This is a genomic window from Pseudomonas sp. B10, from assembly GCF_900156235.1.
GTDB lineage: Bacteria > Pseudomonadota > Gammaproteobacteria > Pseudomonadales > Pseudomonadaceae > Aquipseudomonas > Aquipseudomonas siliginis.
Genome location: NZ_LT707063.1, coordinates 2,430,541 through 2,446,289, shown reverse-complemented (window position 1 = coordinate 2,446,289; position 15,749 = coordinate 2,430,541). Strand labels below are relative to the sequence as shown.

The 15,749-nt window shown below is 60.5% G+C and carries 19 protein-coding genes and 1 pseudogene; 10 read left to right on the top strand and 10 right to left on the bottom strand.

Features of this window, described 5'->3' with window-relative positions; genetic code table 11:
- Positions 1-14: 14 nt before the first annotated feature.
- Both BXA01_RS10900 and BXA01_RS10895 read right to left on the bottom strand, forming a co-directional pair.
- A complete protein-coding gene (locus BXA01_RS10900) occupies positions 15-230 on the bottom strand; it encodes a TIGR02450 family Trp-rich protein (RefSeq protein ID WP_076564097.1) in 216 nt (71 codons plus the stop codon).
- The gene (locus BXA01_RS10895; protein ID WP_076564096.1) at positions 227-1,213 is read right to left on the bottom strand and encodes an NAD(P)/FAD-dependent oxidoreductase; all 987 of its coding nucleotides are present in this window, start codon (positions 1,211-1,213) and stop codon (positions 227-229) included. Before BXA01_RS10895 ends, BXA01_RS10900 begins: the two co-directional genes overlap by 4 nt.
- A gap of 197 nt (positions 1,214-1,410) precedes the next feature.
- On the opposite strand from BXA01_RS10895, the gene BXA01_RS10890 reads away from it, so the two are divergent.
- Entirely contained in the window at positions 1,411-2,313 is a 903-nt protein-coding gene (locus BXA01_RS10890; protein WP_076564095.1) for a TIGR01777 family oxidoreductase, read from the top strand.
- 13 nt (positions 2,314-2,326) lie between these two features.
- Positions 2,327-3,352, top strand: coding sequence for a ferrochelatase (hemH, locus tag BXA01_RS10885; protein ID WP_076564094.1), 1,026 nt, complete (start codon positions 2,327-2,329; stop codon positions 3,350-3,352).
- A 132-nt stretch (positions 3,353-3,484) separates the two neighbouring features.
- Here hemH and BXA01_RS10880 read toward each other — a convergent pair whose 3' ends face one another.
- Both BXA01_RS10880 and upp read right to left on the bottom strand, forming a co-directional pair.
- The gene (locus BXA01_RS10880) at positions 3,485-4,759 is read right to left on the bottom strand and encodes a uracil-xanthine permease family protein (RefSeq protein ID WP_016773229.1); all 1,275 of its coding nucleotides are present in this window, start codon (positions 4,757-4,759) and stop codon (positions 3,485-3,487) included.
- Positions 4,760-4,761: 2 nt separating this feature from the next.
- Positions 4,762-5,400: a uracil phosphoribosyltransferase gene (gene upp / locus BXA01_RS10875; RefSeq protein WP_024014279.1), complete on the bottom strand. Its 639-nt coding sequence runs from the start codon at positions 5,398-5,400 to the stop codon at positions 4,762-4,764.
- 164 nt (positions 5,401-5,564) lie between these two features.
- Here upp and BXA01_RS10870 point away from each other — a divergent pair, with 164 nt between their 5' ends.
- The 3 genes from BXA01_RS10870 (at position 5,565) to BXA01_RS10860 (ending at position 7,133) form a co-directional block, all read left to right on the top strand.
- Positions 5,565-6,122 carry a hypoxanthine-guanine phosphoribosyltransferase gene (locus BXA01_RS10870; RefSeq protein WP_016773231.1) on the top strand — a complete coding sequence of 186 codons (558 nt, stop codon included), beginning with the start codon at positions 5,565-5,567 and terminating at the stop codon, positions 6,120-6,122.
- A 180-nt stretch (positions 6,123-6,302) separates the two neighbouring features.
- Positions 6,303-6,782 (top strand): hypothetical protein, encoded by a 480-nt coding sequence (locus BXA01_RS10865; RefSeq protein ID WP_016773232.1) that lies wholly within the window; start codon positions 6,303-6,305, stop codon positions 6,780-6,782.
- Between the two features lie 63 nt (positions 6,783-6,845).
- Positions 6,846-7,133 (top strand): PA4642 family protein, encoded by a 288-nt coding sequence (locus BXA01_RS10860; RefSeq protein WP_076564093.1) that lies wholly within the window; start codon positions 6,846-6,848, stop codon positions 7,131-7,133.
- Between the two features lie 77 nt (positions 7,134-7,210).
- On the opposite strand, the gene mqo is transcribed toward BXA01_RS10860, so the two are convergent.
- On the bottom strand, positions 7,211-8,719 hold the full coding sequence (gene mqo, locus BXA01_RS10855; protein WP_076564092.1) for a malate dehydrogenase (quinone): 1,509 nt from the start codon (positions 8,717-8,719) through the stop codon (positions 7,211-7,213).
- Between the two features lie 704 nt (positions 8,720-9,423).
- A complete protein-coding gene (locus BXA01_RS10850; protein WP_076564091.1) occupies positions 9,424-9,657 on the bottom strand; it encodes a hypothetical protein in 234 nt (77 codons plus the stop codon).
- A gap of 205 nt (positions 9,658-9,862) precedes the next feature.
- On the opposite strand from BXA01_RS10850, the gene BXA01_RS10845 reads away from it, so the two are divergent.
- Positions 9,863-10,447, top strand: a complete 585-nt coding sequence (locus BXA01_RS10845; protein ID WP_024014276.1) for a YajG family lipoprotein — start codon at positions 9,863-9,865, stop codon at positions 10,445-10,447.
- A gap of 191 nt (positions 10,448-10,638) precedes the next feature.
- On the opposite strand, the gene BXA01_RS10840 is transcribed toward BXA01_RS10845, so the two are convergent.
- Positions 10,639-10,845 carry a hypothetical protein gene (locus BXA01_RS10840; protein ID WP_016770662.1) on the bottom strand — a complete coding sequence of 69 codons (207 nt, stop codon included), beginning with the start codon at positions 10,843-10,845 and terminating at the stop codon, positions 10,639-10,641.
- Positions 10,846-11,038: 193 nt separating this feature from the next.
- Here BXA01_RS10840 and BXA01_RS10835 point away from each other — a divergent pair, with 193 nt between their 5' ends.
- Positions 11,039-11,317 (top strand): hypothetical protein, encoded by a 279-nt coding sequence (locus BXA01_RS10835; protein ID WP_016770663.1) that lies wholly within the window; start codon positions 11,039-11,041, stop codon positions 11,315-11,317.
- Positions 11,318-11,447: 130 nt separating this feature from the next.
- Here the strand turns inward: BXA01_RS10835 and BXA01_RS10830 are convergent, their stop codons facing one another.
- Entirely contained in the window at positions 11,448-12,614 is a 1,167-nt protein-coding gene (locus BXA01_RS10830) for a 1-acyl-sn-glycerol-3-phosphate acyltransferase (RefSeq protein WP_041479984.1), read from the bottom strand.
- Between the two features lie 138 nt (positions 12,615-12,752).
- On the opposite strand from BXA01_RS10830, the gene BXA01_RS10825 reads away from it, so the two are divergent.
- From BXA01_RS10825 to BXA01_RS10815, 3 genes are read left to right on the top strand one after another with little or no spacing between them, the layout of a single operon-like run.
- Positions 12,753-12,935 (top strand): CPXCG motif-containing cysteine-rich protein, encoded by a 183-nt coding sequence (locus BXA01_RS10825; protein WP_024014273.1) that lies wholly within the window; start codon positions 12,753-12,755, stop codon positions 12,933-12,935.
- A 9-nt stretch (positions 12,936-12,944) separates the two neighbouring features.
- On the top strand, positions 12,945-13,205 hold the full coding sequence (locus tag BXA01_RS10820) for a putative signal transducing protein (RefSeq protein ID WP_016773239.1): 261 nt from the start codon (positions 12,945-12,947) through the stop codon (positions 13,203-13,205).
- A 35-nt stretch (positions 13,206-13,240) separates the two neighbouring features.
- On the top strand, positions 13,241-13,864 hold the full coding sequence (locus tag BXA01_RS10815; protein WP_076564090.1) for an SOS response-associated peptidase: 624 nt from the start codon (positions 13,241-13,243) through the stop codon (positions 13,862-13,864).
- Positions 13,865-13,963: 99 nt separating this feature from the next.
- Here the strand turns inward: BXA01_RS10815 and BXA01_RS27690 are convergent, their stop codons facing one another.
- Both BXA01_RS27690 and BXA01_RS27685 read right to left on the bottom strand, forming a co-directional pair.
- Complete coding sequence (locus BXA01_RS27690) at positions 13,964-14,668, bottom strand: methyl-accepting chemotaxis protein (protein ID WP_370695149.1); 705 nt, start codon at positions 14,666-14,668, stop codon at positions 13,964-13,966.
- Positions 14,669-14,866: 198 nt separating this feature from the next.
- Positions 14,867-14,926, bottom strand: a pseudogene (locus BXA01_RS27685) (hypothetical protein); the annotation flags it as partial.
- Between the last annotated feature and the right edge of the window lie 823 nt (positions 14,927-15,749).

The following is a 15,749-nucleotide window of genomic DNA, read 5'->3' as shown; positions in this document are numbered from 1 at the left end:
CCCACAAGGGAAATCTATTTCCAGCCAAGTAACCAGTGCTCGCTGTCTTTCAGCACCTGCCAATCCAGTCGCTCGCTACGCTGGGTCAGCACCGCCTGCAATTCAACTTCCAGCACCGTACCTTCCTCGTCGCGGATCAGTTCGGTGACCAGAAAATGTTTTTCGCGATTTTGCGGGTGGGCTGCTGTCCACTTCGACAGCAGCAATTTGCGCGGATTGATGCGATTCATTGCAGGTGTTCGTGCAAGCGACGTGCAGCCTCCTGACCGCTCAGCCAAGCGCCTTCAACGCGGCCCGACAGGCACCAGTCGCCACAGGCGTACAAGCCCAGATCAACATCGGCAAGTGTGGTCCATTCATGGCCAGTGGCGGGGCGGGCGTAGAGCCAGCGGTGGGCGAGGCTGAAGGTCGGCGCAGGCATGGCGCTGTGCAGCAGTTCGGCGAACGCACCGTGCAGATGTTCGATTACTGCTTCCTTGGAGAGGTCGATGTGTTGCCGGCTCCAGGCGCTGGTTGCATGCAGCACCCACGTGTCGAGAGTGCTGTCGCGCCCGGGTTTGCTGCGGTTGCGCGCCAGCCAGTCGAGCGGGCTGTCCTGTACGAAGCAGCCTTCGATTGGCGTATCCAGCGGGGTTTCGAAGGCGAGAGCGACGGCCCAGGTCGGCTCCATCTTCACCCCGGCAGCGACGCCGGCAAGTTTCGGTGCGGCGGCCAGCAACGCGCTGGCTTGCGGTGCCGGCGTGGCGATCACCACATGGCTGAAGGGGCCGTGAGTGCAACCGTCGGCGTCCTGCAGATGCCAGTGTTCTTCACCGCGATAGACCTCGGTGATGCGGCAGGCAAACTGCACATCCAAGCCATCGAGCAGGCCGCGGGTGATGGCGCTCATGCGCGGCGTGCCGACCCAGCGGGTCTGCTCGTCCGGCGACATGTTCAATTGCCCGCCCTGGAAAGTGTAGAGCTGCGGCGCCCACTCGGCGGCCCAGCCCCGGCTCTGCCAGCGCTGCACCTCAGTGACGAAGCGCCGGTCGCGCGCGGTGAAGTACTGAGCACCCATGTCAAGCGAGCCAGCGTCGCTGCGCTTGCTCGACATGCGTCCGCCACTGCCGCGGCTTTTATCGAACAGTTGAACGGTATGCCCGGTCTCTGTCAGAGCCTGGGCGGCGGAGAGCCCGGCGATGCCGGTGCCGATGATTGCGATAGGTACAGTCATAGGGGCCTCGTTTACCTTTCTGTACAGACTACGCCGTCGATCAAACCTGTACAATTCTGTTTTTTGGTATAACTTCTAGCGTTCTCGTTCTGACAGCTTGGCCTATTGTTAAACCATAGAGCCTGCCCGATCGAAAAGATCCCTGCCTATAAAAATAGACTAGTGATCCGGGTTAAACGCCACGCGAGGAAGATGTCATGCACATATTGCTGACCGGCGGTACTGGTTTGATCGGACGTCAGCTCTGCCGGCACTGGCTGGAGCAGGGCCATCGGCTGACGGTGTGGAGTCGCCGCGCGGAAAAAGTCGCGCAGATCTGCGGCGCGCAGGTGCGCGGAATTTCGCGTCTGGAGGACCTCGGCGAAGAGCCGCTGGATGCGATCGTCAATCTCGCCGGCGCGCCGATTGCCGATCGCCCCTGGACCCATCGTCGCAAGGCGTTGCTGTGGAGCAGCCGCATCACGCTGACGGAAACGCTGCTGGCGTGGCTGGAAACTCGTGTGCAGAAACCGTCGCTGCTGATTTCCGGCTCGGCGATCGGCTGGTACGGCGACGGTGGCGAACGCGAGTTGACTGAAGAATCACCGCCCGGCATCGACGACTTCGCCAGTCAGTTGTGCATCGCCTGGGAAGAAACCGCGCTGCGTGCCGAGAACCTCGGCATCCGCGTGGTGCTGGTGCGAACCGGTCTGGTGCTGTCGGCTGAGGGCGGCTTTTTGTCGCGGCTGTTGCTGCCGTTCAAGCTCGGGCTGGGCGGGCCTTTGGGCAATGGTCGACAGTGGATGCCGTGGATTCACATCGACGATCAAATCGCCCTGATTGATTTTCTTCTGCACCGGAATCAGGCCAGCGGTCCTTATAATGCCTGCGCGCCGAAACCTGTGCGCAACCGCGAATTTGCCAAGACCCTGGGCAGTGTGTTGCACCGCCCGGCGTTCATGCCGATGCCGACCCTGGCGCTAAAGGTCATGCTCGGCGAGCTGTCACTGTTATTGCTCGGCGGCCAGCGTGCGACGCCGGCACGCCTGGTGGAAGCGGGGTTCAGCTTCCGCTTTACGGATTTACGCGCGGCTCTGGATGACCTCTCCAGCCGCCTCTGAAATAGGACGTTGCATGACCGATCACGCTTTGCTTCTGGTCAACCTGGGCTCTCCGGCCTCCACCTCGGTGGCCGATGTGCGCAGCTACCTCAATCAGTTTCTGATGGACCCCTACGTGATCGACTTGCCATGGCCGCTGCGGCGGCTGCTGGTGTCGCTGATCCTGATCAAGCGTCCCGAGCAATCGGCACACGCCTATGCCTCGATCTGGTGGGAGGAGGGTTCGCCGCTGGTGGTGCTCAGCCGCCGCTTGCAGGAGCAGATGACCCGCACGTGGAAACACGGCCCGGTGGATTTGGCGATGCGCTATGGCGAGCCGTCGATCGAAACCTGTCTGCTGCGTCTGGTCAAAGCGGGACATAAGAAGATCACCCTGGCGCCGCTGTACCCGCAGTTCGCCGACAGCACCACGACCACCGTGATCGAAGAAGCCCGGCGCGTGCTACGCGAGAAGAAGCTCGACGTGCAGTTGTCGATCCTGCAACCGTTCTACGATCAGCCGGAATATATCGAAGCACTGGCCGCCAGCGCGCGTCCGCATCTGCAGCAGGATTACGATCATCTGCTGCTGAGCTTTCACGGCTTGCCGGAGCGGCATCTGAGCAAACTCGACCCGACGGGCAATCACTGCCTCAAGGGCCCCGATTGCTGCCAGACCGCCTCGCCGGAGGTATTGGCAACCTGTTATCGCGCGCAGTGTTTCCGTACCGCCGCCGCCTTCGCCAAAAGCATGGGGCTGGCGGACGGCAAATGGTCGGTGTCGTTTCAGTCACGCCTGGGCCGGGCGAAATGGATCGAGCCGTACACCGAAGCGCGGCTGGATGAACTGGCCAAAAGCGGGGCGAAAAAGATTCTGGTGATGTGCCCGGCGTTCGTCGCCGATTGCATCGAGACGCTGGAAGAGATCGGCGATCGCGGCAAGGAACAGTTCCGCGAAGCGGGGGGCGAAGAGTTGGTGCTGGTGCCGTGCCTGAACGACGACCCGCAATGGGCCAAGGCGTTGGCGACCCTCTGCGAACGAGCGCCGCTGGCCCTCTGAGCAAGCCCGCTCACACAGTGATCGTTCCCACGCTCTGCGTGGGAATGCAGCCCGTGACGCTCCGCGTCACTGGACGCGGAGCGTCCCTTGAGGCATCCCCACGCGGAGCGTGGGAACGATCATTGCGGGGGGTTAAATCAGCGGCTCATCCGCCTTCTTCTGCTTCCAGCCATCATTGCCCGGCAGGATCAGGTTCAGCGCAATCGCCACCACCGCGCACAGCGCGATGCCTTTGAGGCCGAAGTCATCAGGACCGGTGCCGGTGCCGACCAGCACGCCGCCGATACCGAACACCAGCGTCACCGAAACAATCACCAGGTTGCGCGCTTCGCCCAGGTCGATCTTGTGGCGGATCAGGGTGTTCATGCCCACCGCTGCGATCGATCCGAACAAGAGACACAGAATCCCGCCCATTACCGGTACCGGAATGCTCTGCAGCAGCGCGCCGAACTTGCCGATGAACGCCAGGGTGATGGCGAAGATCGCCGCCCAGGTCATGATTTTCGGGTTGTAGTTCTTGGTCAGCATCACCGCGCCGGTCACTTCGGCGTAAGTGGTGTTGGGCGGGCCACCGAACAGGCCGGCGGCCGTGGTGGCGATGCCGTCACCGAGCAGGGTGCGATGCAGGCCTGGCTTTTTCAGGTAATCGCGACCGGTCACGCTACCGACGGCAATCACGCCGCCGATGTGTTCGATCGCCGGGGCCAGCGCCACTGGAACGATGAACAGAATCGCCTGCCAGTTGAACTCGGGCGCGGTGAAGTGCGGCAAGGCAAACCATGGCGCTGCAGCAATTTTCGCCGTATCGACCACGCCGAAATAGAACGACATGGCAAAACCTACCAGCACGCCGGAAATGATCGGCACCAGACGGAAGATGCCCTTGCCGAACACCGCCACGATCAGCGTGGTCAGCAGCGCCGGCATGGAAATCATCATCGCCGTCTGATAGTGGATCAGCTCGGTGCCGTCGCCGGCCTTGCCCATCGCCATGTTCGCGGCAATCGGCGCCATGGCCAGGCCGATGGAAATGATCACCGGACCAATCACCACCGGTGGCAGCAGACGGTCAATGAAGCCCGTGCCTTTGATCTTCACGGCGAGGCCGAGGAAGGTGTAGACGAAACCGGCCGCCATCACCCCGCCCATGGTCGCGGCGAGGCCGAACTGGCCCTTGGCGAGAATGATCGGCGTGATGAAGGCGAAGCTCGACGCGAGGAACACCGGCACCTGACGCCCGGTGACGATCTGGAACAGAATCGTGCCCAGACCTGCGGTGAACAGTGCCACGTTGGGGTCGAGGCCGGTGATCAGCGGCATCAGCACCAAGGCGCCGAAAGCCACGAACAGCATCTGCGCGCCGGACAGCACCGTGCGCCAGAGCGGATCGTTGAACTCTTGCTGCATGGTCACGCGTCCTTCTGCTTGGTGCCGAAGATCTTGTCACCGGCGTCGCCAAGCCCAGGAATGATGTAGCCGTGCTCGTTCAAGCGTTCATCGATGGACGCGGTGTAGATGGTCACGTCCGGGTGCGCCTGTTCGACGGCAGCAATGCCTTCCGGCGCGGCCACCAGGACCATGGCGCGGATGTCGCGGCAACCGGCCTTTTTCAGCAGGTCGATGGTGGCAACCATGGAGCTGCCGGTGGCGAGCATCGGGTCGATGATCATCGCCAGGCGCTCGTCGATTTCCGGTACCAGTTTTTCCAGATAGGTGTGCGCTTGCAGGGTTTCTTCATTGCGGGCAACGCCCACAGCGGAGACCTTGGCGCCCGGGATCAGGCTGAGCACGCCTTCGAGCATGCCGATGCCGGCACGCAGGATCGGCACGACGGTGATCTTCTTGCCGGCGATCTTCTCCACCGACACGGTGCCGCACCAGCCGGCAATGTCGTAGGATTCGAGCGGCAGATCTTTTGTAGCTTCATAGGTCAACAGGGCGCCGACTTCCTGAGCGAGCTCGCGGAAATTCTTGGTGCTGATGTCAGCGCGGCGCATCAGGCCGAGTTTATGACGGATCAGCGGATGGCGGATCTCGAGGATGGGCATGGGAAAGGCTCCGGCGGCGGGCAAAAAAACCGGCCTAGATTAATCTATCCGAGGGTGATGTCCTATAGGACATTCTGTACGTTAGTCCATAAGAGCTTGATTCGACCTCGCGGGATGCGTACCTTTGCCCGCTTTTCCAATTCCGCCAACCCCTGGAGAGCGCCATGTCCGCTGATCTCGAGCATATCCGTCAAATCATGCGAGAGGCTGACTGCCTGTACACCGAATCTGAAGTCGAGGCGGCCATCGCCCGCGTCGGTGCACAAATCAACGAGCAACTGGCTGACAGCAATCCGGTGGTGTTCTGCGTGATGAACGGCGGCCTGATCTTCTCCGGCAAACTGCTGACGCATCTGCAATTCCCGCTGGAAGCGTCCTACCTGCACGCGACCCGTTATCGCAACGAAACCAGCGGCGGCGACCTGTTCTGGAAAGCCAAGCCGGAAGTCTCGTTCATCGACCGCGACGTGCTGATCATCGACGACATCCTCGACGAAGGTCATACCCTGGGCGCGATCATCGACTTCTGCAAACACGCCGGCGCACGCAAAGTGCACACCGCCGTGCTGATCGACAAGGACCACGACCGTAAGGCACGTCCTGACCTGAAAGCCGATTTCGTCGGCCTGCCGTGCATCGACCGCTACATCTTCGGTTATGGCATGGACTACAAAGGCTACTGGCGCAATGCCAACGGGATTTACGCCGTTAAAGGCATGTAAGAACCTGCATTGCCCCCTGTGGGAGCGAGCCTGCTCGCGAAGGCGTCGTGTCAGTCAGCATCATTGAAAACTGACACACCGCTTTCGCGAGCAGGCTCGCTCCCACAGTTGTTTTTGTGTGTGCTGATCCTTGCGCGACAGCCATGCTAGAGTGCTCGGCCCCGCCCTCCGGAGCCTGTCATGCGCCTCTTGATCTGCAGTCTCGCCGCCCTGTTGCTGTCCCTCAGCCTGCCGCTGTCCGCCGCGCCGATGCACAGCCAGTTCCTGCCGCCGGACGATCTGACCCTGCGCGACGCTGAACCCGAGCAGCAGCAACTGCTGCAGGTCAGCGAGTATTCGGTGGTGGTCGGTGCGCAGCGCCAGTCCAATCAGCAGCCGATTCCGGTCACCTCATCCTTGTTGATCCGCCTCAAAGGCAAATCGCTGAACAAGGGCGCGAGCATTTCTCAGGTGTTGGTGAGTTTCGACGGCGAAAGCAAAAGCCTGAAAAAACCGGCCTACGACGACAAAAGCAAAACCCTGACGCTGTTCTATCCGCTCGCTCAGTACCGCGTGGTGATGGATCTGCTGCGCAATGACACTGTTTATGTGCAGTTCCTCAGTTATGCCAATGGCCATATCTGGGCCGATCTTCATACCGGGGCGATTCGTCCGCGTTGAGCCGGGCGGTCGGGCAGGGGTAAACTGCCCGCCCCGTGTCATGTCTGCGAGCTGGAGTCGGCAATGCGTAAAGATAAGAAACAAGTGATTGGTGACGAGATCGGCGATGAGCAGATCAAGCTGTTCCTCGATTTTGAGCCGGTCGACGCCACTTCGCCGTCGCTGCACAAACTGATCAAGGCCTATCGCGGTTTGCGCATCGATGATTTCGAGCGCTTTCTGGGCTTCTTCGTTGCGGCGGGTTATGACGTTGATGGCAAGGATGAGCAGGGCCAGACCTTTGTTGATCACATCAAGGATCAGCGTAATGCCGCCGAGTACATCGAGTTGATCGACAAGGCTCGCGGTTAAGGTCAAAAGACAAGATCTTTTGCTTTTTGACAGGCTAAAAAAAACGCCCCAATGGGGCGTTTTTTTATGCCGCAAGATCAGGCGAAGCTTGGCGTCTCGCTGCTTTCTTCAACCAGTTCCAGGGCGATATTGTTCTGCGTGCTGATCTTGCGATACAGCGCAGCATCGGTTTCCAGAACCTTTTCACGGGCCGGGAAGATCTCGGCCAGTTTGGTAGCCCACTCGCCGGACGCCTTGGCCGGGAAGCACTTCTCGATCAGCTCAAGCATGATCGAAACGGTCACCGACGCACCTGGCGAAGCGCCGAGCAGGGCAGCGAGGGAGCCGTCCTTCGCCGCGACCAGTTCGGTACCGAACTGCAGGATGCCGCCCTTTTTCGGATCCTTCTTGATGATCTGCACCCGTTGGCCGGCCACTTCCAGGCGCCAGTCTTCGGCTTTCGCCTGCGGGTAGAAACGCCGCAGCGATTCCAGGCGCTGTTCCATCGATTGCATCACTTCGCTGACCAGGTACTTGGTCAGGTCCATGTTGTTTTTCGCCACCGCCAGCATCGGCCCGATGTTGCCGGCGCGCACCGACATCGGCAGGTCCATGAAGGAGCCATGCTTGAGGAACTTGGTGGTGAAACCGGCGTATGGCCCGAACAGCAGGGATTTCTTGCCGTCGACGACGCGAGTGTCGAGGTGCGGCACCGACATCGGTGGCGAACCCACGGCCGCCTGGCTGTAGACCTTGGCCTGGTGGTGCTTGACCACTTCCGGGTTATCGCAGCGCAGCCACTGGCCACTGATCGGGAAGCCACCGAAGCCTTTGCTTTCTTCGATGCCCGAAGCCTGCAGCAACGGCAGGGCCGCGCCACCGGCACCGAGGAAGACAAACTTTGCGTCGACTTCGCGGGTGTTGCCGTTGTTGACGTCCTTGATGCTGACGGTCCAGCCGGCGCCGTTACGCTTGAGGCCGGTCACGCGCTTGCAGTATTTGACCTGAGTGTCCGGGGCGCTGCTCAGGTGCTTGAGCAACTGATTGGTCAGGGCGCCGAAGTTGACGTCGGTGCCGTTCATCACGCGGGTGGCGGCGAGGACTTCGTCCGGCGAGCGCCCCGGCATCATCAGCGGCATCCACTCGGCCATCTTGCCCTTGTCTTCGGTGTATTCCATGTCGGCAAACGCGTGGTGCTTGCTCAACACGTTGAAGCGCTCCTTGAGGAACGACACACCGCTCTCGCCCTGAACGAAACTCAGGTGCGGAACCGGGCTGATGAAGGATTTGCACGAGCCGAACGTGCCTTTTTTGGTCAGGTACGACCAGAACTGCTTCGACACCTCGAACTGGGTGTTGATGTGCACGGCTTTCTTGATGTCGACGCTGCCATCGGCAGCCTGCGGCGTGTAGTTCAGCTCGCACAGGCCGGCGTGACCGGTACCGGCGTTGTTCCACGGATTGGAACTCTCGGCGGCGCCGGAATCCATCAGCTCGACGACTTCCAGCTTGATCGCGGGGTCGAGCTCTTTGAGCAGTACGGCCAGGGTGGCACTCATGATGCCGGCCCCTACCAGAACTACGTCGACTGCTTCGTTATGCGCCATTTAACGCGTCTCCCAAATCTGCAGCACCAAATTGTCGGCATGGCTGCCAGGCGTTCCAGGGCAGGTCAGTGGGCCCGGGCTATCCGTGGTCAGGTTGGCCATGTCCGAATCTTCGCAATTTTTCGCAACTTCGACGGATGCGTGCGGCCTGGTTTCAAGCGTTCAATGAACGCATTTTCGCGCAGGGCTGGCAATTCGACTTATGGTCGAGTCATCCGTTTTCGTGCAACCAAATCCGTAGCGGACAGGCTTCAGGCTCCGGTGTTCGAGGTATACCCGGTCCTGTGTCGTTGGGCTGTTTCAGACGCTAATGGTGCATGTTCAGACGCAAAACTATTCATTTGCTCGCCACACTCTTGTGAAGTTGTGAAAACCCGTTTTTTTCACGCTCTTTTGAAGACGTGAACCTCAAAAAAGGGCTGCCTTGGCCTGGCACCTGCCCGCTAGGGCAAAACAACGCGGTGGCCGAGCGAATGACAGCTCTGCAGATTCGCGAAAAGCGGGTTTTTGCCGGAAGAACAGGCAAGCGCGCCAACTTCACTCGATCTGTGTGGGCGGCTCTCTGTGGGCGATTTTGATGTCGATGCATGCGCATTGACGCTGTTGCGGGGCCCGATCAGGAGACGTCCTTATAATCGGGGGGAGATTGTAGCGAAGAAATGCGCGCAGTTGCTCGTGTTTAATGACTTTTATTAGGCATCCGGTCAGATGCTCAACTGCATCTGACCCCGTGCGCGCATTTGTCGCGGTACGACCCGGGCGCTGGCGGGCAGCGGCTGGTTCAGCCAGGTCAGGCGGATTTCTTCGATTTCCACCCAGCCGTCGCCCATCGGTTGCAGGCTGCACTGCTTGAAGGCCAGGCAATGACCGTTGCGGTCGAGCAGGGCAAAGCTGCGATGCAGCGGGCGCGGGGCGAACAGTGAGATCAGATAACGCATGGCAGAGTTCCTTGAAGGAGGACTGCTGTGAAGCTTGCCGGTGGGCCGTGACGTCGCGGTGTATGGACGGTGAAGAATGTGTGACAGGAACCGCTTTCGGCGGGGTTTGTCAGACATTTCAGTATTCACTGTGCGACGCTGGTTACGCGCAGTGGCCCACCGCTATACTGCCGGCCTGTTTGTGCCTGATTCTGGAGAGAAGAGCATGTTGCAACGCCTGTTGTTCGGTTTGATCACTGTCGCCGGTTTGACCCTCGCCGGCTGCGCCCACAGCCCGCAACAACTGAATCCGGAGCCGAAGCTGACCACGCAACTGCCAGCGGTCGGTCGCGGCCAGCCTGTCATCGTGCGTGTGGTCGACGGTCGTCCGTCGCCAACCCTCGGTACCCGTGGCGGTCTGTACCCGGAAACCAGCGCCATCACCGTGCAGCGTGAGCAGATCCTGCCGAAGCTGCAGGCCCAGGCCGAAGCCGCCGTACGCCTGCTCGGCTTCACCCCGACCACCAACGCACCCAACGCGCCACAGCTGACCGTGACCCTGGCCGAGCTGAAATACCAGTCGCCGAAAGAAGGCATGTACGTGACCGAAGCCACCATCGGTGCGACATTCCGCTCCGACGTGCAGAACGCCAACCGCCGTTACAGCGGCCGTTACGGTGCGTCGCTGGACCAGCGCTTCGGCATGGCGCCGAATCAGGAGACCAATACCAAACTGGTCAGCGATGTATTGAGTGACGCACTGACGCGTCTGTTCAAGGACCCGACCGTGGGTCAGGTGCTCGCTGAGTAAGTTTGCAGCGAATATGAAAAAGCCCGGGGCCAGTGATGGTTCCGGGCTTTTTTGTGGCCGCATGTTTTGAATACCGCATAAACCTGTGGGAGCGAGCCTGCTCGCGAAAGCGCTGGCTCAGTCGAATCAATGTTGACTGACCCAATGCATTCGCGAGCAGGCTCGCACCCACCGGGGGGATCTGCGGTGTTTCAGGCAGCCTGGGAATAGAAATCAAGCACGCTCACGCCAGTCAGCAAATCGGTCTCGGGCAAGTCCGCATGCTGATGCCCGCCCAGCGCGCAATACACCAGCCAGTGCCGATCCTGCACGTTGAATGCAAGGCTGCCGACCAGGCTTTGCTGGTCGTCGTAAGGAGTGATGAGGTACAGGCGATCCTGGTTTTCCGCGTGCAGCATGTCGCATTCCATTCGGGTTTCGAGGCGCGCAGGGTGAAGCATCCAGATGACGATGCCATGACACAGGACAGCCATCGGTCGATTGTCAGGTTATTTGTCGCAAAGGCTGGGGCAGGGCGTCAGGGTTTGGGTAGAATCCGCGCCGCGGTCGTCGGTCTGGCGTCTGCCACACCGGTTAAGTTCGAGGTCTGTGATGTCGCTGCACTTGATGACGCTGTTTACCGCCCATCCCGCCAAGTTGATCAACCTGCTGGCCTTGCTGCTGGCCTTTCCGGGCAGTTGGCTGCTGCACGCGACCCGCCGCCGTGAGCAACGCGCCCAGGCCAGTCTCGCCGCCCAGCGCCAGGCGCAGCCCAATGCCGAGCCGATGCTCGATTGGGCGACGTTGCGCATGAACCGGTTTTTCTATCGTTTTGGTTTTGCTTGCCTGGGCCTGGCTTTGATCGTCTCGTGGATCAGCACGCGCTTCTGAAGCAATAGCAAACCTGTGGTGAGGGGATTTATCCCCGTTGGAGTGCGCAGCGCTCCCAAGTTTTTACCTGAGAAAAACAGGGCCTGCTACGCAGTCCAGCGGGGATAAATCCCCTCGCCACAGCTGTTGCCTACAGCGGCAATCCAGCCTTGACCCGATACTGATTGCGCACCGGCGTCGCATATTGCAGCACCAGGTACGGCCGATGCTCAGCGGGGCAGGCATCCAGTCGGCTTTGCCACTCATCCTGCGCCTTGGCCAGTTCGTCAGCCGGGAACACCTCGGCCGCCGTTGGCACATTCAGTTGCGGATCGGCATCCGCCCACTGCGCGTACGCCAGATAATGCACCGGGAACAACCGGTAGCCGCCGAGAATCTGCTTGTCCATCTCGATCGCCAATTGCTTGGTGTCTTCGAACACTTCGGTGATTGGCGCGGCAAAGTTCACGTGGACCCGGCCCTTGTAGCCGGTGATGCCCTTGGCGATGCTCACGTCATCCTCGCCCGGCGCCTTGGCGTAGGTGCCGGTGGTGGCGCGGATGTAGAGTTCGCGGGCCTTGGCCTGGTCACACGGGTCATACTCATAGCTGATCGACACCGGCGTCACGTTGAGCGAGCGGATCACTTCGCCGAACGGCTCGTCCTTGCGGCTCATGTGGAACATCTTGAGGATCGCCGACTCGGTACGGTCGTCGCCGTCCTTCGCCCGACCTTCAGCCTGAGCAATCCAGATCGAGGCGCAATCGTTGCGGATCGAGTGGTTGATGTACGCCGAAAGCAGTTGATACGCAGCCATTTTCTCGCGACGGCCGGTGATCGAACGGTGGACGATGAAGCTCTTGTTCAAGCGCATCAGGTCGCTGACAAACGGCTTTTGCAGCAGGTTGTCGCCAATCGCGATGCGCGGTGTCGGCAGGCCGGCGTGGTACACCGCGTAGTTGACGAAGGCCGGGTCCATGACGATATCGCGGTGGTTGGCGATGAACAGGTAGGCGCTGCCGGACTTGAACTGCTCGACACCGGTATACGTCACGCCGTCGGTGGCGCGCTCGATGGTGTGGTCGACGTAGAACTCGACTTTGTCCTGTAAGGTAGCCACGGAATTCACGTCGGCAAACTCACGACGCAGCCGATGGGCTATAAGAGGTTTGAGCATCCAGCCGAAGGCACCGGCAAAACGCGGGAAGCGGAAGTGGGTGAGGATATCTAGAAACGCCTTGTCGCCGAGCAGCCTTGCCAGTACCGCAGGTACTTCGCTGTCGTCGTAAGGTCGGATGGCATCGAATTCGCCCATCATGCTCTCTTGTTGGAAACGGCTAGGGTAAGTAAAGGGTTTGATCGAAAACCCGCGGGGCGCGGTCTGAAAAGTAGTCAGACAAAAATAGCCCTGCAAATAGACCGGCGATTATACGCACAAGTCACTGGGGAGACCGCGATGCTGGAAAATGCACTGTATGAATGTCCGTATTGCGGTGAGGAAGTCGAGACCACTCTGGATTTGTCCGGTGGGGATCAAACGTATATCGAAGACTGCCAGGTGTGCTGTCGTCCGATCACGTTCGTCCTGCAGGTGCATGAAGAAGAGTGGCATCTGGAAGTCTTCAGCGAAAACGAGTGAGGGCCGCGTATGCAGCGCATCTACGAACCGGCGAACCTGATGGAGGGCGAAATGCTCAAGGGCATGCTCGCCACTGAGGGGATCGAGGCGCATTTGATTGGCCGTGATCTGGTGGGCGGTGCGGGTGAATTGCCGATCTTCGGCCTGCTCTGGCTGTCGGTGGATAACGATCAGGCCGAATACGCCCGCGAGCTGATCACCGCGTACAATGCCGCGCTGCCGTTGCCTGGCGACGAACCGGAAAGCTTTCCCGGCACGCTGGTCTGTTAGGCTGGCCTTCGTTTTATTCAGAGTCGTGTTGCCCCATGTGTGGACGTTATGCCCTGTTTCGCTGGAACCGCGACTTCGCGGCCCTGCCAGGTTTTCCCGCCGATCAACAGGCGCAGTGGAACATTTCCCCCAATGATTCGGTGTTGATGCTGCGTGCCGAAGAAGACGGCCAGCGCACGCTGGCCCGTGCGCGCTGGGGGCTGACACCGCCGTGGCTGACCGATCTGTCGAAGACCCCGGCCCATGCTCGCGCCGAAACCGTGGCCGAGCAGCCGATGTTTCGTGAAGCGCTGCGTCTGCGGCGTTGCCTGCTGCCGGCCAACGGTTTCTACGAATGGCGCGGCACCCAGCGCAAGCGACCGTACTGGTTGACGCCGGGGGAGGGCTCGTCGTTGTTTTTCGCCGCGATCTGGGAAGCGTATCCGGTGCAGGAACAGGTCTGGCTGAGCACGGCGGTGATCACTCAATCGGCGGCGAGTCAGCGGCGGCCGTTGATTCTTGATGAAGCGGGGCAGGCTGCCTGGCTTGATCCTGAAACGCCGCTGCATGTGTTGCAGGGTTTGCTCGCCAGTGAACCGGCGGCGCTGCGCGAGCGGGTGCTGGCGAATCTGATAAATGATCCGAAGTTGAACGGGCCGGAGTGCCTGACCCCGGCTTGATGAGTGATCTGTGCCGGCATATTCGCGAGCAGGCTCGCTCCCACAGGGGAATGCAATCCAACTGTGAGAGCGAGCCTGCTCGCGATGGGGATCTAAAGATCAAACCTTGAACTGATTGATCAACCGCCGCTGCTGCTCGGCCAGTTTGGTCAACCCGGCGCTCGCCGAACTCGATTCATCTGCACCGCCCGCCACTTCATTCGCCACCTGACCGATATTGATCACATTGCGGTTGATGTCGTCGGCCACTGCACTTTGCTCTTCGGCTGCACTGGCAATCTGCGTGTTCATGTCGTTGATCACCGACACGGCCTGGGTGATCGTCTCCAGCGCTTCGGCCGCTTTCGCCGCGTGCTGCACGCTTTCGTCGGTGCGGTTCTGGCTGTCTTCCATCACGCGCACCACATCGCGCGTGCCCTGTTGCAACTGCTGGATCATGCTCTGGATTTCTTCAGTGGCCTTCTGGGTTTTCTGCGCCAGATTGCGCACCTCGTCGGCGACCACGGCAAAACCGCGACCCTGCTCGCCGGCTCGCGCGGCTTCGATCGCCGCGTTCAGTGCCAGCAGGTTGGTCTGTTCAGCGATGCCGCGAATGGCAGTGAGGATGGCATTGATGTTTTCGCTGTCCTTGGCCAGCGTCTGCACTACCTCGACAGCCTTGCCGATTTCCACCGCCAGTACGCCAATCGAATTCGAGGTGTCGCGGACGATCTGCATGCCTTGGCTGGCGGCCTGATCGGCGTGGCTTGCCGCCTGTGCGGCCTGGGTGGCGTTGCGCGCCACGTCCTGGGCGGTGGCGGTCATTTCCTGCACCGCTGTCGCCACTTGATCGATTTCGGCCATTTGTTTCTGCACGCCGATGTTGGTGCGGATGGCGATGTCGGCGGTGTGTTCCGAGGAATCGCTGACGCTCTGCACCGAGGTCACCACCTGGGTAATCATCGCCTGCAACTTCGCGAGGAAAGTGTTGAAGCCCTTGGCAATCGAGCCCAATTCGTCGCTGCGGTCACTGCTCAAGCGACGGGTCAGATCGCCTTCGCCCTGAGCGATGTCATCGAGCATGGCGACCATTTGCTTGAGTGGCCGCGCGATGCCGTGACCCACCAGCCAGATCACCAGCAGGCCGATGCCAGCGATGATCAGACCGACCATGGCCATGCCGAAGGTGTCGGATTTGCGCTGGGCATCAAGGTCGGCTTGCAGGTTTTGCAGATCGGCCATGACGGCGTTGAGCGGCAATTGCAGCATCAGCGTCCAGCGTGCGTCGGTCTGGCCGATGCCGAACGGCAGGTACAGTTCGATGCGGCCCTTGGCCTGATTCATCGAGTAGGTGACCTGGTCGCGCTTGAGACTGGCCAGATTGCTGGTTTGTTCGGCGTCGAGGATGTCGCTGACTTTTTCACCAAATTTGCTCGAGTCCTTGGTGTAGGCAACGATCCGCCCGTTGCCGCCGACCAGCGCCATTTCACCGGCGCCGCTGTAAAGCTTCTGATTGGCGGCGAGCAGCATGTCCTGAATGAAGTTCACCGAGAGGTCGGCGCCGACGATGCCCTGAAACGCCCCGTTGACCATGATCGGTTCAATGAACGAGGCAAGCATGACGATCTTGTCGCCGACCTTGTACGGTGCCGGGTCGATCACGCAGGCTTTCTTCGTCTCTTTCGAGCACAGGTAGTACTCGCTGGCGCGCACCCCGGTGGACAAGGTTTTCTGATCGTCGACATCGGCCAGTTTGTCCATGCCCAGACTGCCGTCGGTATTGCGGAACCACCACGGCAGGAAACGTCCATTGGCTGGATCGATACCGACCACGGCGCTGCCGATGTAGGCCGCGTCATTGTGGTCCAGTGCGTTTTTTTCCCAGCCGATGTAGGTGCCGAGAATC

Excerpts from the sequence above, each read along its gene's own strand:
- BXA01_RS10825 (WP_024014273.1), top strand. The coding sequence starts at position 12,753 with ATGCTGGAAAATGCACTGTATGAATGTCCGTATTGCGGTGAGGAAGTC.
- BXA01_RS10880 (WP_016773229.1), bottom strand. The coding sequence starts at position 4,759 with ATGCAGCAAGAGTTCAACGATCCGCTCTGGCGCACGGTGCTGTCCGGC.
- BXA01_RS10895 (WP_076564096.1), bottom strand. The coding sequence starts at position 1,213 with ATGACTGTACCTATCGCAATCATCGGCACCGGCATCGCCGGGCTCTCC.
- BXA01_RS10835 (WP_016770663.1), top strand. The coding sequence starts at position 11,039 with ATGTCGCTGCACTTGATGACGCTGTTTACCGCCCATCCCGCCAAGTTG.
- hemH (WP_076564094.1), top strand. The coding sequence starts at position 2,327 with ATGACCGATCACGCTTTGCTTCTGGTCAACCTGGGCTCTCCGGCCTCC.
- BXA01_RS10840 (WP_016770662.1), bottom strand. The coding sequence starts at position 10,845 with ATGCTGCACGCGGAAAACCAGGATCGCCTGTACCTCATCACTCCTTAC.
- BXA01_RS10860 (WP_076564093.1), top strand. The coding sequence starts at position 6,846 with ATGCGTAAAGATAAGAAACAAGTGATTGGTGACGAGATCGGCGATGAG.
- BXA01_RS10830 (WP_041479984.1), bottom strand. The coding sequence starts at position 12,614 with ATGATGGGCGAATTCGATGCCATCCGACCTTACGACGACAGCGAAGTA.
- BXA01_RS10870 (WP_016773231.1), top strand. The coding sequence starts at position 5,565 with ATGTCCGCTGATCTCGAGCATATCCGTCAAATCATGCGAGAGGCTGAC.
- BXA01_RS10890 (WP_076564095.1), top strand. The coding sequence starts at position 1,411 with ATGCACATATTGCTGACCGGCGGTACTGGTTTGATCGGACGTCAGCTC.
- BXA01_RS10900 (WP_076564097.1), bottom strand. The coding sequence starts at position 230 with ATGAATCGCATCAATCCGCGCAAATTGCTGCTGTCGAAGTGGACAGCA.
- upp (WP_024014279.1), bottom strand. The coding sequence starts at position 5,400 with ATGCCCATCCTCGAGATCCGCCATCCGCTGATCCGTCATAAACTCGGC.
- BXA01_RS10865 (WP_016773232.1), top strand. The coding sequence starts at position 6,303 with ATGCGCCTCTTGATCTGCAGTCTCGCCGCCCTGTTGCTGTCCCTCAGC.
- BXA01_RS10820 (WP_016773239.1), top strand. The coding sequence starts at position 12,945 with ATGCAGCGCATCTACGAACCGGCGAACCTGATGGAGGGCGAAATGCTC.
- BXA01_RS10845 (WP_024014276.1), top strand. The coding sequence starts at position 9,863 with ATGTTGCAACGCCTGTTGTTCGGTTTGATCACTGTCGCCGGTTTGACC.
- BXA01_RS10815 (WP_076564090.1), top strand. The coding sequence starts at position 13,241 with ATGTGTGGACGTTATGCCCTGTTTCGCTGGAACCGCGACTTCGCGGCC.
- mqo (WP_076564092.1), bottom strand. The coding sequence starts at position 8,719 with ATGGCGCATAACGAAGCAGTCGACGTAGTTCTGGTAGGGGCCGGCATC.
- BXA01_RS27690 (WP_370695149.1), bottom strand. The coding sequence starts at position 14,668 with ATGACCGCCACCGCCCAGGACGTGGCGCGCAACGCCACCCAGGCCGCA.
- BXA01_RS10850 (WP_076564091.1), bottom strand. The coding sequence starts at position 9,657 with ATGCGTTATCTGATCTCACTGTTCGCCCCGCGCCCGCTGCATCGCAGC.